Raw genomic sequence first — 14,540 nt, 5'->3', positions numbered from 1 at the left:
TAAAATTTAATAAATTCTAAAATATTTTAAACTCAATTTTTATAAGTTGATCCACTTGATATTATTTTTTAAGATTAATAAACATCTTAAGCTATCACTTAAGATGTACCTAGCTAAATATGGCTTTTCTTTTTTTGAAAGTAGATGTAAATAGCGATGATTACTGCTATAAAAACAATACACGCGATAATAACCAAATATAAATATTCTTTGATTAAATCTTCATTTTGTCCTAAAACATAGCCTAATATAAGCAAGATTAGACACCAAATTCCTGCACCTAAACTAGTGTAAAATATAAATTTTTTCAAATTCATTCTTGCTAATCCTGCAGGTAAAGAGATATATTGGCGTAAACCAGGGATTAATCTTCCACTAAAGGTTGATATCTCGCCGTGCTTATTAAAAAATGCTTCAAATTGTGCAAATTTTGCTTCATTAACCCCAAAATATTTGCATATTTTTAAAGTAAAATTACGTCCTAAAAAATAACATAAATAATAATTAAGCAAAGCTCCCAAAAGTGCTCCAAAAGTTCCACAAAGTAAGCATAGCCAAAAATTAAGTTCATTTTGATGAGCTAAATATCCAGCAGGTATCATCACTACTTCACTAGGGAAAGGAAAAAATGAGCTTTCGACAAACATAAGAAAGATGATCCCCCAATAACCCCAATCCTTTGCAAGGGTAAGTAAAAAATTAATCATATCACTAAGCATAAACAACCTTTGTTTTTTAAGCTAATGATATAAATTTAGTTTTAATGCATTAAAAATACAGCATTGCTTTTGCACAAATAACAATAAAAATACACAAAATTAAAGCAATTAGATGTGAATTTAAAGGATCTTTTCTTTTTAAAATTTTGATAACAAATAAAGAATAACATGTTAAAATCAACATTGTAGCCAGTAATAGAAGCTTAATCAATAAAAATACACCAAAATTGGTTTGAAAAAAATCCCAAAAAGAATTTAATTCATAAAAACTTAAAAGATAAAATCCACTCAATAAAAGCAAGATAAAAATACTAGCAAAGATAATAACACTTGATTTTGTATAAGCTTTTTTGATTTTATCGCAATCTTCTTTGCTTTCATGGTTATAGGCAAAACGATAAACACATATATCAAAAAACACATAAGCGATAAAGCATATAGCACAAATAAGATGAATACAAATAAAAATAAAATGCATTTTTAACTTCCTTAAAATGTATCATAACACATTTTAAGGAGAAAAAAGTTTAAAATTTTTCTAGAATTTGGATTGTTTTGATTTTATCTCCAGCTCTAATGCTATCTAAAACTTCTAGGCTTTCTTTATCTTCTGGGTTGATTTGTCCAAATATGGTATGTACGCCATCTAAATGAGGTTGTGGGCTGTGGCAGATGAAAAATTGCGATCCGCCTGTATCTCTACCAGCGTGAGCCATAGACAAACTACCTCTTAAGTGTTGGTGTTTTTGATCATCACACTCACACTCTATCTCATAGCCAGGACCACCTGAGCCTATACCATAAGGACAACCACCTTGGATAACAAAATTTGGAATCACACGGTGAAAAACAAGTTCATCATAAAAACCTTCATTGGCTAAATTAGCGAAGTTGCATACTGTTTGTGGTGCTTCATCAGGAAATAATTCTAATTTCATATCACCTTTTTCAGTGCTAATGATGGCAAAGTTGTATTTTTTAGCATCTTTTGTATCGATTTTTTTAAGCATTTTTTATTCCTATTCTATGTTAGTGTAAACTGCTTGTACATCATCATCATCTTCTAATTTATCAAGCAATTTTTCAATGTCAAGAAGTTGTTCTTCGTTGAAACTTACAGGATTGTTAGCAAGGTATTCAAGTCCTGCTTTTTTAAGCACCAATCCTTTTTTTTCTATGGCATTACTAAGCTCACCAAAAGCAGTATAATCGCCAATAACCAATAATTCTTCATCATTTTGCTCAAGCTCTTCAAGTCCTGCATCGATTAGCTCAAGCTCGAGTTCTTCAAGATCTCCATCGTATTTTTCAAGATGAAAAACAGCCTTATGTGAAAACATAAAAGTCAAAGAGCCATTTTGTAAAATTTCTCCGCCATTTTTACTAAAAATTGCTTTTACATTTGCTACAGTACGAGTAGGATTATCGCTCATACATTCAACAATGATCAACGCACCATGCGCAGCTTTTCCTTCGTAGTGGATATTTTTAATATCAGCACTATCTTTACCGCTAGCTCTTTTAATAGCCGCATCGATATTATCTTTTGGCATATTATTGGCTTTTGCAGTAGCAATAGCACTACGAAGCTTTGGATTCATGTCAGGATCGGCTCCACCTTCTTTTGCTGCTACTTGTATTGCTTTTGCAAGTTTTGGAAAAAGTTTGCTCATTTTATCCCATCTTGCTTCTTTAGAGGCTCTGCGGTATTCAAACGCTCTTCCCATAAATTCTCTCTTTCTTATATTGTTTTAAAGTTAAAAGTATAAACTAAGAACTCTAAATTTGATTTTAAAAGGAGTAAAAGAGTGGTAAGAAAAGCTAGAAAAACTGATGTGAAAAAATGCATTCAATTACTTGCTTTGGCGATGGATCATTTTATTTATAAGCTTAGTGGATATGATGAGTATCAAAAAGCCATAGAAGTTTTAGAGGGCTTTTTTGTCCAAGAGAATAATCGTTTAAGTTATGAAAATGTATGCGTATATGAAGAAAATGGGGAAATTTTGGGTGCGATTTGTTTTTATGATGGAATTATGGCAGATGAACTAGATATGCCTTTAAATGAACATTTAAAAAATTTAGGCATTAACGAAAAGGTGTTAAAAGAATGCGAAGATGAGTTTTATTTAGATAGCATTTGTGTAGATGAGAAAGCTAGGGGAAAGGGTATTGCTAAGAAATTGATTGAATATGCCTTTAATGAAGCTTTGAGAAATGGTAAAAAACTTTCATTGATTGTTGAAGATGAAAATATCAATGCAAAAATACTTTATGAAAAAATGGGTTTTAAATTAATAAAAAATAAAATTTTTCATTCACATTTATACGAATATAGAGAAAAAGGAGAATGAGTGATTATCAAGACTAAAAATATCAACTGTCAAAGTTGTGTAAATTTGATCAAAGCTTCTTTGGAAGATGAATTTGGTGCTATGCAAATTAATGTTGAAACAAAAAGTATTGAGATTGATTTAAAAGCAGAGCAGGTTGAAGAATTTAAAAAACAATTACAAGATTTGGGTTTTGAAATAGATAATGCATGAGATAAGATTAAAAATAGGCAATATGACCTGTGTTAATTGCTCTAATGCCGTAGAAAAAGTCTGTGCAAAAATTGATGGGGTGGAAGATGTAAGTGTTTCTTATGTGAATTCTAGTGGAGTGTTTTTGCTTAAAGATTTATCTTTGGAGAAAAAAATAAAAGAAAAAATCAAAGCACTTGGTTTTGAAGTATTGCATGAAGAGCAAAATTTATATGAATTTAAAGTGCAAGAACTTAAAAATATGAAAATAAAGCTTATTACAAGCATAATCTTAAGTGCTATTGTGATGTATTTTGAAATGTTTATTCAAAGCAATACTTCTGCTTTGATTCAAATGTTTTTATCTATGGTAGCGATTTTTGGTTGTGGAAAAGATTTTTTTATCCATGCTTTTAAAGGATTAAAACATAAAAATTTAGACATGAATACCTTGATATCCTTGGGAGCTTTTACTTCTTTTGCATATTCTTTTTTTGTGTATTTTGGGGTATTTAGTAAAGATGGGTATTTGTATTTTAGTGGTGGAGCGATGATTATAAGCTTTGTTTTGCTGGGTAAATATCTAGAAGAAAAGGTCAAATTTAAATCCTTAGAATATCAAAACAAATTAAAAAACATAGATGTTAAAAAAGCTAATATAATCTTAGAAGATGGAAGCATAAAAAGCATACCTAGTGCTTTTGTGAAAGAAAACGATGTGATCTTGGTAAAAGAGGGAGAAAGTGTTGTTGCTGATGGGGTGATTATCACAGGTGAGGCTGAAGTTGATGTGAGTTTTTTAACAGGAGAGTTTTTACCGCTTTTGAAAAAGCAAAATGATGAAATTTTAGCAGGAACTGTGTTGATTAATGGAAGTTTAAAGATTAAAGCTAGTAAAAAAGCGATTGAAAGTTCATTAGAGCAAATCAAGGATCTTGTTTTTAAAGCAGGTAATGTCAAAACTCCTTTGACTAATTTAGCGAATAAAATTTCAGCTTATTTTGTAGCATGCATAATTATTTTTTCATTTTTTGTGTTTGCTTTTTGGTATTTTAAAGAAGGGATAAATGTAGCATTTTTATATGCTTGTGCTACACTTTTAATCTCTTGTCCTTGCGCTTTAGGCTTAGCAACTCCTATAGCTATAGTCAGTGCTTTAGCAAATGGTGCAAGAAATTTTATCTTAGTGAAAAATCCAGCGGTATTGGAGAGTTTATCTAGCATAAAACTTGCTATTTTTGATAAAACAGGCACATTAAGCCAAGATGATTTAAGTGTTTACAAACATAATCTTACTCAAGAAGATTTTCAAAAACTTACGCAAATTGAAAATTTAAGCTCGCACCCAATCGCAAAGGCTTTTATTAAAGAATTGAATGTAAATTTAAATTTGCAAGGAAAATTAAGTGTTTTGGTGGGTAGTGGTTTGCTTTATGAGGAAAATGAAGATAAATATTTAATAGGCAATGAAAAATTAATGCTTGAAAATGATGTTGATATACAAAAAAGCAAGCAATTTTTGCAAGAATTTGAAGATCAAGCACCTATATGTTTGTATTTTGCAAAAAATAATATTTGTCTTGGCGGGGTTTGTTTAAAAAATAAACTTAAAAACGAAGCTAAAGACTTGATAGCCAATTTAAAACAAAAAGATATAAAAAGTATTATTTTAAGTGGTGATAATAAAAAAAGTGTTACAAAAATAGCAAATGAGCTTAATATCGATACATATTATTTTGATTTAAAACCTAGTCAAAAACTTGATTTCATAAAAGAAAAAATCAAAAAAGAAAAAGTTCTTTTTATAGGAGATGGTATCAATGACGCTCCTGCTTTAAATTTAGCTAGCGCAAGCATAAGTTTTTCTAAAGCAAGTGAGCTTGCTAAAAAAAGTGGAGATTTGATTTTAATAAAAGATGACTTATCGTTGATAGCTTATTGTTTTGAGCTGTCTCAAAGAACTAAAAATATCATCAAACTTAATCTTTTTTGGGCTTTTATTTACAATGCTTTGTGTATTCCCATTGCGGCAGGATTTGTGCCATTTATAAGTCTTAGTCCACATTTGGCAGCTTTAGCAATGTGTTTTAGCTCAGTAACAGTTGTAGTTAATTCTTTAAGATTGCGTTAGATATTTTAGTTTTGTTTAATATTTATTATATTAATATAATTTTAACAAAAAGGAGTATCATAATGAATTGCAATTGCGGTTTTTTTATGACGAACATAGTAAGATATTCTAAAATGATTATCTTGCTTACCGTTGCTTGCGGCAATTGTTTTTTGGTAATATAGCTGATTATAATTCAAATTTTCAGTTTCTAAAGCATGTTATGAGTATGGATACCAAACCTGATTATTTAGGTAATGTTATTTTTATAGGACTATTACAAATTCTATTATCCATCATATTGCCTATATTTTTATGATTTGTTTTGAAACTTTTATTATGTAAAAGGTATTTTGGATATGTTTAGTGCAAGAAATTCAGATGTAAAAACTTTTCATGAAGCTAAAAAATTTGGAATTATTATTTTAACTTGTTACTGTTTACTTTGGTTTTCAAGTGGTGGCTGCAGAGTGGTTTGGCATGTGGATGAGTAAAACTTGGAATGGCTTATCTGATGCTACTAGATTAGTAACTTATATGCTTTTAGCTTTAATTTATATTAGCATCAAAAACGATGATTGATTTATCAAACTCCTAAAAGGAGTTTGATTTTATAATTCATTAACAGCACGATATGCTTGATCAATTGCTGTGTGCATATAAGCATCCCAATCAGCATCTGAATTTGCTATAACGATATTACCAAAAGGTTTTCTTGCAAGTTCTATAGTTTTTTGCACTTCATCGCTATCATCAAAAAGACTATTTTCTGTATATGAATAGCAGTGTCCCCAACGATTTACAACTATAGCCTTAATGTCTCTTTCATGGTCAAATCCAGCCGAACCTAACATGCCTTGAAGTTGATCGCGAACAATTTTTTCGTGTTCTTCAAAACTCATAGTGAATAATAAATTTCTACCCACTCTAGCTCTATCTCTTGCATCCATTCCCTCAAGGTCGATTCCTTGCATAGAAGCAAATACTAAAGGTGAGCATACCATATGAACACAAATAGATTTTTTAGGATCTCTTGGATGGTGGTATCCTCCCATATCTACAGGATAATCAAGTTTAGTTCTAGCATAAGGCATTTTTGGTGAATAAATTTCATGCACTCCAAGCTTTATAAATGGTTCCCAGTTGCTTATAATAACATTTGTGTGTAAAAGTGATGTTTTTACGTTTTTACTCAAAGCATCTTTTTGATCTTGTGGCATGCTTGGTACTATGTATGGAATCATACTATTATAATTTGCCATTACAACTTTTTTAGCTTTTACTCTGTAATTTTTGTCTTTATTAACATAAGTTACCAAAGCTCCATCTTTTGTGTTTTCTACATTTATAACAGTGCTGTTTAATCTTAAGCGTACTTTGTTTTTAGCAAGATCAAGTTTAGAATAATCAAAATGAGCTAGAGTAACTTCATCCATATCTTTACCTTTTTTAGATACATCAGGAATTAATCTTCTAACCATTAATCTAGCAACAGTAGTATTACCATCAGCGCAGTGGTGGATGTATGGCTCTTCCATTTCAGCTAATGCTTCTCCCTCGATTGGATCTAGTCCTAGTTTGTCAAAACCAGGTAAAAATGAAACCCTAGCATCTCCACAAGAAACAGCATCAATACCTAAAGCTAAAAAGTCATCTGTTATACCTTCAAAGAATTTTACGGCTTGTGGTGAAAGCTTAACCTTTTCTTCTAAGAATTTTTTATAGCTTGTTTTGGCCACATACTCATCTCTTTGCTCTTTTGTCAAACCTTTTAAATAGTCTTTTTCGCTTTTAAATAAAGCAATAAGATCTTTTTTATCTTTTTCATTTAATGGAAAATCACCTATAAAAGCTTCGATGCTTCTACCATTGTGTCTGCCTTCAGGAATATCATCGCAAATCACCTTTCTAGGGTTGCCGCTAACGATTTTATCTACACCAAATTCAGTTTTAGAAAAATACACACCGCGACTAAGATTTAAATCAGGATAAAAATTTACATCAAAACGTTTAGCAAGCTCATCAATATCCACACCCAAAGATGATAATAAATCTACTACTTCTTTAGAATATAACGCCTTTGGTGATTGAAATGTTTCGCTACCACCATAACTTAAAATAGTACCATCTTCTAAATCTATTTCATTTCTTCTAGCATGTCCACCAAAATCATCATGATTATCAAGGATAAGAATTTTTTTATCTTTTCCAAATTTATCTTGATAAAAACAGGCAGCTGCTAAACCACTAATTCCAGCTCCAACAACAACCAAATCATATTCTTGTTTAGGTTTGATAGCGCTAAAGTCAAATTTTTCACCATCTCTTAGCATATGTGCAAATTCATAACTTGCATTATTGCTACCTCTTAGTCCAAGCCATTTTGGAGGGTAGTATTCTTTGGTAAAATCTTCTATTTTGGCTTCTTTTCCATAAAGTACTTGCAAAGGAGTCATTCCTGCAAGTATAGTCAAAGCCATTCCATTTAAAAAGTCTCTTCTTTGCATGATTGTCCTTAAAATAAGATATATCAAGTCTTATTTTAAGAATATATTTATATATTTACTCTTAAAAGTGTTTCATTTGAATACAAATTTTTATAAAAAAGTTACTTTTTTTCTCTTTTTATAATTTTTATATAGTTTAATAAGTAGAAAAATTAAGGCTAGGCTTAAAGCTAAAAAATGTGGAATTTGTGGTACTTTGGCAGATAAAAAATAATGCCAAGTGCTTATTAGAAAACAAAGATAACCTAACTTTCTTACTTTGCTGAATTTTTTAAAAGGCTTAAAAGAGCTTATAAACATTAAGGTAAGGATGAAAAAGCCTATAAAACCACTTAGTTCTAAAATTTTGCTAAAAGTATCCTTGATAAAAATAAATACATTTAGATTTTTTCCAAAGATAAAATAATTTAAAAAATGAATTAAAATCCAAAAAAAAGCATAAAAGCCCAAAAATTTAGGATAATCTTTGGAGTGTTTGTATTTTAAAAGTGAGAAAAATAAACTAAAACCAAAAAAGATTAAAGTAAATATTCCACTATAAAAATACACAGATTTAACAATATCAAATTCTTGTGTTATTTGATAACAACTATAAATTATGCTAAGTATAAAAGCTAAAAATCCGATGCTATTGTAAATTTTTTTATACATCAAAAATGAACCTTTAAATCCATATCTTTATATAAATATGCTACTTCTTTTTCATAACCATTAAACAATATAGTTGGTTTGGTGAAAAAATCTCCCAAAGGACGCTCATTAGCTTGAGACCATCTTGGATGTGAAACGTTGGGATTGACATTGGCATAAAAACCATATTCTCTAGGGTTGGCTATCTCCCATGTTGATTTTGGCTGCTCTTTGGTAAATTCTATTTTGGCAATAGATTTAATACTTTTAAAACCGTATTTCCATGGCACAACAAGGCGAATCGGTGCTCCATTTTGTCCTAATAAAGGTTTTTTATACATACCTACTGCCATAATCGTTAAGGGGTGCATAGCCTCATCCATTCTTAAGCCTTCTACATAAGGATAGTCTAAAGTTGGAAAAAACGAAGCTTGATCGGCAAATTGGTTTTTATCAAAAAGAGTGGTAAATTTGATAAATTTTGCATCACTTTTAACCTTGCACTTTTCTATCAATGCGCGCAGTTCAAATCCTACCCATGGCACAACCATAGACCAGGTTTCAACACAGCGAAATCTATAAATTCTTTCTTCTAGAGGAAAAGCTAGTAAATCTTCCATAGTTAAACTTAATGGTTCTTCTACTTCTCCGCTTACTTCTATTTTCCAGCCTTGAGTATTGAAATTTTTTGCAAGTTCAACGGCTCTTTTTTTATCTGTGGAAAATTCATAAAAATTAACATAATTAGTTGCGATTTTTTCATCGCTTAATTTTAGCTTTTCATTGTTTGGATCAGGAAAGAAATTAAGCGCCATTAGCTTAGATTGTATAAGTGTTGAACTAACTAAAGCACCCGCACCTAGTTTTAAAAAATGGCGTCTTTTGTTATATAATTGTTCGTTTGTGATATTCATGAAAAATCCTTTATACATTTTGTAATATTAAAACATATAAAGGAAAATAGAAGGATAATTTTTATTATTTTATAAAAAATATTTTTAAAAAATTACTTCATTATTTTCAGATAGAGCAGGGTTATTTTTTGGAAATGGAGAAGTATTGGTGTAATACTCTCTTTGTTTTTCATAAATTCCTTGATAAACTCCTTTTGGGATGATAAATTTTCTAGCACTATCAGGATAAAGTTCTAAGTATTTTGTTAAAAATTCTTTAAAAACCGGAGCAGCAGTTCTTGCGCCACCTTCGGTTTGCTTCATAGGTTTGTTATCATCATTGCCATACCAAATGATAGCTTCTATTTCAGGTGTTAAACCACAAAACCACGCATCAACACTTTTGTTTGATGTGCCGGTTTTACCTGCTATTTCAATACCTTCAACTCTTGCATTGCGTCCGGTGCCTTTTTTTACAACATTTTGCATCATATCATTAACCAAAAAGGCTTGTTCAGGTTCGCTGATTTTTCTTTCTCCGGAGTTAAATTCCACAACAACCTTACCATTTTTATCTATCACTCTTTTAATGAGTATTAAATCTTTTTGCACACCATAATTTCCAAATACCGTGTAAAGCTTAGCATAATCATAAATTGAAATTCCAAAACTACCCAAAACTATAGATAAATCAACCGGTATATTTTCAAAACCCATAAAGCTAAGTTTATCGTGGATTACATCAAGTCCTAGGGCAAGAGCTAAATTTATGGTAGCTAGGTTTCTTGATCCAGTTAGTGCTTCTTTTAAACTTATAAGTCCTAGAAATTTTCCACCATAATTTTTAGGCTTCCAGTCTTTTTCATCTTCTTTAGTGCTTTCAAAAATTCTTGAAATATCAGCAATCTTACTCATAGGAGAATAACCCATGTCAATGGCAATTTGGTATAAAAAAGGCTTAAAAGAACTCCCAGGTTGTCTTAAGCTTTGAGTAGCACGGTTGAAGTTACTTTTGGTGTAGTTTACTCCACCAACTAAGGCTAAAATATCGCCGTTTTGATGATTTGCTACTATCATGGCGCCGTTAAGAGTACTTAAGTTAGCATCTTTGTCTCTTTTTACTATCTCATCATAGCCAAATTTTAATGCTTCTTTTGCGATGTTTTGCACATCAAGATCGATGGTAAGTTCTATTTTGTAACCACCATTTTTTAGATCCTTAATCCCACTTAGTTGTTTTAAAACTTCTTGAGTAACATAAGGAGCTGCATTTTGCGTGAGAGTATCATCATATACTTTTGGAATTTCTTCCAAGGCTTTTTTATATTCTTCATTGGAAATCCAACCAAGATTATGCATTCTTTGAACTACACTGTTTGCTCTAGCTAAAGAAAGGTCTAAGTGTCTAGTAGGATCATAAGCGCTTGGAGCTTTTGGCATACCTACTAAAATGGCAATTTCTTTTAAGCTAAGCTCATCTAAATTTTTTCTAAAATATCCAAGTGCAGCAGTTTTCACTCCATAATATCCATGTCCAAAGAAGATGAAATTTAAATATCTTTCTAAAATCTGTTCTTTGGTTAAGGTGTTTTCTATTTTATACGCAAGCAAAACTTCTTTTAGCTTTCTACTCAAAGTGCGTTCAGGAGTTAGCTCGGTATTTTTTATAAATTGTTGTGTGAGCGTGGAAGCACCTTCTATGGTTTTACCGCCACTTCTTATAATCTTAATGGCTGCTCTAAAGATTGCATCGACATTCACACCATTATGCTCAAAAAAGCTAGTATCTTCTATAGCCACCAAAGCTTCTATGAGTCTTGGCGGAAGTTCTTCATAGGGAGCATAAAAGCGGTGTTGTTCGAAAACATTTGCAACTAATTTTCCATTTTTATCAAAAATTTGTGTAGTAAGAGGTGGTTTATAGTCTTTAAAGGTGTATTGATTTAAATCAGAATCTGAAAATAAATAAGTAATAAAAATAAAAACACCCACTATACAAACTACGCATAAAGAAAGAAAAATTTTTAGTATTTTTATCATAAAAATGCTTTCAAAAGTTCTATATTAAGTCCTAAAGCTGTGCTTTGATGGCCTATGATTTTTTTAATATACTTTTTATGAAAACCTTCGCACATCACCGCTCCAGCTTTTCCTTCGTATGATTTTGAATCAATATATTCTTGCATATCTTGAGGATCAAATTTATCTAAAATCAAATCGCACTTGCTAAGGTTAAAAATTTTTTTATTTTCTAAAATTAAAATCATTGCACTTAAGATACTAATGCTTTTGCCACTTTGCAAATTAAGCATATTAAAAGCTTCGTTGTCATTTTTGGCTTTGGTTAAAATTGTGTTTTGAGTACAAACTATACTATCAGCAAACAAGACATTTTTTAAATCAAGGTGTTTTACAAAAAATTGCCTTTCTTTTTCTAAGACAGTTTTTTGTACATAGGAGTTTGGATTATCTTTTATAACCAAACTCTCATCATAATCAACAATAATTTGTTCAAAGGCTATATTGGCTTCTTTTAACAAAGCCACGCGTGAAGGTGAACTTGAAGCTAAGTAAAGCATTAAGAAAGACTTTCTTCGATGATTTTTTTAGCATGATCAAGTGCTTGAGCTATTTTACTTGTATCTTTACCCCCAGCTGTTGCAAAGTCATCTCTACCGCCACCATTTCCGCCTAAAATTTGTGCGATTTCTTTGACTAAAACTCCTGCTTTTAATGGTGCTTCTTTAACACCTGCTGCGATGATGATTTTACCTTCTTTTTCTTGTAAAAGCAAAATTGCAGCTTTGCTAAATTTGTTTTTAAACGTATCAATCATAGCTTTGATGTCACCGCTATCGATTTTTTGCACACAATATTGAACACCATTGATTTCTTTAGAGCTTAATTCTGCTTTTTTGGAATTTTTTAATTCGTTTTTTAAACATGTGATTTCATTTTTTAATTTTGCAACATAGTTTAAAATGCCATGGGTTTTCAACTCTTCTTTGACCTGGTTGAGTTCTTTTAAGTTTTCATGAATATAATCAAGCGCAGCTTTGCTAACCACAGCTTCTATTCTTCTTATCCCAGCACTCACCCCGCTTTCCTTGATGATATAAAAACTTCCTATTTGAGCGCTATTTTTTACATGGGTACCACCACAAAGTTCTTTGCTAGCACCTAGTGATAAAACTCTTACTTTGTCTTGATATTTCTCACTAAATAAAGCTATAGCACCACTTTTTTTTGCTTCTTCTAGATCTAAAATTTCGATTTTAGCTTCATCTGCTTGTATGATATAGGCATTAACTAATGATTCTATTTTATTTAATTCTTCTTTATTTAGAGCTTTTGGATGAGTAAAGTCAAATCTTAGTTTATTATGCTCCACTAAAGAACCTGCTTGACTAATGTGTGAACCAAGAATTTCTCTTAAGGCATGGTGTAGCAAATGTGTTGCACTGTGGTGTCTTGCGATTTGCTCTCTTTTTTTGGTGTCAATACAAGCTAATACTTCATCATTAGTTTTAAGATCGTTTTTTAGCTTCACCTGACTTAGGTTAATATCAAAGAATTTTTGTGTATCTAACACCTCATTTTCGTTAATAAAACCTATATCAGCGCTTTGTCCTCCACTTGTTGCATAAAATGGTGTTTTTTCAAGCATTAGCCATACGGTGCTTTCTGCTTTAGCTTCAGTTATGATTTTAAAATTTTCATCTAAAATAGCTACGATTTTGGTTTTTTCTTCATAATTTTCATAGCCACTAAAGGTGTTTTTTTCAAATTTTTCTAATAAAATTTTAAAATCCCCACTAATTGCTTTATCTCCGCTTCCTTTCCATGAAGCTTTTGCTCTATCTTTTTGTTCTTGCATTAGAGTATTAAATCGAGCTTCATCTATGCTAATATTTTTTTCTCTTAGCATATCTTGAGTTAGATCTAGTGGAAAACCATAAGTATCATAAAGTTTAAAAGCTATTTCACCACTAAAGATATCTTTGGTTTTTTTAAGTTCCTCGTTGAAAATTTCAATACCGTTTTCTATGGTACTTAAAAATCTCTCTTCTTCTAGTTTGATTTGCTCTTTAATAAATTCTTTTTTTTCGTTTAAGTAGGTATAATGTTCACCCATCAACGTACAAACTACATCAACAAGTTCAAACATAAAAGGTTTTTTTAGTCCTAGTAAATACCCATGTCTTAAAGCACGACGCATAATTCTTCTTAGAACATAACCCCGACCTTCTTTATCAAAACCCACTCCTTGAGCAAGTAAAAATACGCTTGAGCGAATATGATCAGCGATCACTCTGTAACTTGCGCCATTTTCATAAGTATAAGTTTTTCCGCAAAGTTGCGCGATTTTTTCGATTATTGGCATAAATAAAGAACTATCAAAATTACTAAATTTTCCTTCTTTTATAGCATAAACTCTTTCTAACCCCATGCCTGTATCAATACTAGGTTTTGGTAAAGGGGTTAGCGTACCATCTGCACTTCTTTCATACTGCATGAAAACTAGATTCCAAATTTCTAAGAATCTGTCTCCATCGCCACCCATATAATCCTCATCAGAATTAAAATGCTCAGCACCTTGATCATAAAAGATCTCACTACAAGGCCCACAAGGTCCAGTATCGCCCATTTGCCAAAAATTATCTTTATCACCAAATTTATAAATTCTTTCTTTTTCAATATGTTTTTGCCAAAGTGCATATGCTTCATCATCATTTTCGTGTACCGTGACGTATAATCTTTCTTTTGGAAGTTTTAAAACTTCAGTTACAAATTCCCAAGCATATGCAATGGCTTGTTCTTTGAAATAATCTCCAAAGCTAAAGTTTCCTAGCATTTCAAAAAAAGTATGATGGCGAGCTGTGTAGCCTACATTATCTAAATCATTGTGTTTTCCACCCGCTCTTATGCATGTTTGGCAGCTTGTTTTGCGTGGAGGGTTTGGGCGTGGTATTTCGCCTGTAAATATACTTTTAAAAGGTACCATACCTGCATTTGTAAAAAGTAAGGTTGCATCATCAGGTACCAAAGGGCTTGAAGGGGTGATTTCATGACCTTTTGATTTAAAAAATTCTAAATATTCTTTTCTTATATCCATGGATTTTCCTAGCTAGTTTTTTACTTAAAATGATACCAAA

At 31.2% G+C, this 14,540-nt stretch carries 16 protein-coding genes; 6 read left to right on the top strand and 10 right to left on the bottom strand.

Annotation, left to right across the window (positions count from 1 at the left end):
- Window positions 1–113: 113 nt before the first annotated feature.
- Genes CSUB8523_RS06800 through CSUB8523_RS06785 form a run of 4 tightly spaced genes read right to left on the bottom strand, consistent with a single transcriptional unit; the run spans window position 114 to window position 2,446 of the window.
- Window positions 114–719, bottom strand: coding sequence for a DedA family protein (locus CSUB8523_RS06800; RefSeq protein WP_043020013.1), 606 nt, complete (start codon window positions 717–719; stop codon window positions 114–116).
- Between the two features lie 49 nt (window positions 720–768).
- Window positions 769–1,197: a hypothetical protein gene (locus tag CSUB8523_RS06795; protein WP_043020012.1), complete on the bottom strand. Its 429-nt coding sequence runs from the start codon at window positions 1,195–1,197 to the stop codon at window positions 769–771.
- 49 nt (window positions 1,198–1,246) lie between these two features.
- Window positions 1,247–1,729 carry a peptidylprolyl isomerase gene (locus CSUB8523_RS06790; protein ID WP_043020011.1) on the bottom strand — a complete coding sequence of 161 codons (483 nt, stop codon included), beginning with the start codon at window positions 1,727–1,729 and terminating at the stop codon, window positions 1,247–1,249.
- Between the two features lie 9 nt (window positions 1,730–1,738).
- Window positions 1,739–2,446, bottom strand: coding sequence for a YebC/PmpR family DNA-binding transcriptional regulator (locus CSUB8523_RS06785; protein WP_043020010.1), 708 nt, complete (start codon window positions 2,444–2,446; stop codon window positions 1,739–1,741).
- An 81-nt stretch (window positions 2,447–2,527) separates the two neighbouring features.
- On the opposite strand from CSUB8523_RS06785, the gene CSUB8523_RS06780 reads away from it, so the two are divergent.
- The 6 genes from CSUB8523_RS06780 (at window position 2,528) to CSUB8523_RS10315 (ending at window position 5,936) form a co-directional block, all read left to right on the top strand.
- Window positions 2,528–3,073 carry a GNAT family N-acetyltransferase gene (locus tag CSUB8523_RS06780; RefSeq protein ID WP_039664269.1) on the top strand — a complete coding sequence of 182 codons (546 nt, stop codon included), beginning with the start codon at window positions 2,528–2,530 and terminating at the stop codon, window positions 3,071–3,073.
- A complete protein-coding gene (locus CSUB8523_RS06775; RefSeq protein WP_039664268.1) occupies window positions 3,074–3,265 on the top strand; it encodes a heavy-metal-associated domain-containing protein in 192 nt (63 codons plus the stop codon).
- Window positions 3,258–5,375 (top strand): heavy metal translocating P-type ATPase, encoded by a 2,118-nt coding sequence (locus CSUB8523_RS06770; protein ID WP_043020009.1) that lies wholly within the window; start codon window positions 3,258–3,260, stop codon window positions 5,373–5,375. The genes CSUB8523_RS06775 and CSUB8523_RS06770 overlap by 8 nt, the downstream gene beginning before the upstream one ends.
- 136 nt (window positions 5,376–5,511) lie before the next feature.
- Window positions 5,512–5,673, top strand: coding sequence for a DUF2165 family protein (locus CSUB8523_RS10690; protein ID WP_167333039.1), 162 nt, complete (start codon window positions 5,512–5,514; stop codon window positions 5,671–5,673).
- A 40-nt stretch (window positions 5,674–5,713) separates the two neighbouring features.
- Window positions 5,714–5,848, top strand: coding sequence for a hypothetical protein (locus CSUB8523_RS10565; protein ID WP_256378633.1), 135 nt, complete (start codon window positions 5,714–5,716; stop codon window positions 5,846–5,848).
- A complete protein-coding gene (locus tag CSUB8523_RS10315) occupies window positions 5,841–5,936 on the top strand; it encodes a hypothetical protein (protein WP_235362551.1) in 96 nt (31 codons plus the stop codon). Before CSUB8523_RS10565 ends, CSUB8523_RS10315 begins: the two co-directional genes overlap by 8 nt.
- Before the next feature lie 29 nt (window positions 5,937–5,965).
- Here the strand turns inward: CSUB8523_RS10315 and CSUB8523_RS06760 are convergent, their stop codons facing one another.
- From CSUB8523_RS06760 to alaS, 6 genes are all read right to left on the bottom strand, one after another.
- On the bottom strand, window positions 5,966–7,861 hold the full coding sequence (locus CSUB8523_RS06760; RefSeq protein WP_043020008.1) for an NAD(P)/FAD-dependent oxidoreductase: 1,896 nt from the start codon (window positions 7,859–7,861) through the stop codon (window positions 5,966–5,968).
- Between the two features lie 90 nt (window positions 7,862–7,951).
- Window positions 7,952–8,512, bottom strand: a complete 561-nt coding sequence (locus CSUB8523_RS06755; RefSeq protein ID WP_043020007.1) for a ferric reductase — start codon at window positions 8,510–8,512, stop codon at window positions 7,952–7,954.
- The gene (msrP, locus tag CSUB8523_RS06750; RefSeq protein WP_039664264.1) at window positions 8,512–9,405 is read right to left on the bottom strand and encodes a protein-methionine-sulfoxide reductase catalytic subunit MsrP; all 894 of its coding nucleotides are present in this window, start codon (window positions 9,403–9,405) and stop codon (window positions 8,512–8,514) included. The genes CSUB8523_RS06755 and msrP overlap by 1 nt, the downstream gene beginning before the upstream one ends.
- A gap of 84 nt (window positions 9,406–9,489) precedes the next feature.
- Window positions 9,490–11,421 (bottom strand): penicillin-binding protein 1A, encoded by a 1,932-nt coding sequence (locus CSUB8523_RS06745; RefSeq protein ID WP_043020416.1) that lies wholly within the window; start codon window positions 11,419–11,421, stop codon window positions 9,490–9,492.
- Window positions 11,421–11,963, bottom strand: a complete 543-nt coding sequence (gene maf / locus CSUB8523_RS06740; protein ID WP_039664263.1) for a septum formation inhibitor Maf — start codon at window positions 11,961–11,963, stop codon at window positions 11,421–11,423. The genes CSUB8523_RS06745 and maf overlap by 1 nt, the downstream gene beginning before the upstream one ends.
- Complete coding sequence (alaS, locus tag CSUB8523_RS06735; protein WP_043020006.1) at window positions 11,963–14,500, bottom strand: alanine--tRNA ligase; 2,538 nt, start codon at window positions 14,498–14,500, stop codon at window positions 11,963–11,965. The genes maf and alaS overlap by 1 nt, the downstream gene beginning before the upstream one ends.
- Window positions 14,501–14,540: the final 40 nt, after the last annotated feature.

The organism is Campylobacter subantarcticus LMG 24377, from assembly GCF_000816305.1.
Lineage (GTDB): Bacteria > Campylobacterota > Campylobacteria > Campylobacterales > Campylobacteraceae > Campylobacter_D > Campylobacter_D subantarcticus.
This window is presented reverse-complemented; position numbering and strand designations above follow the sequence as displayed.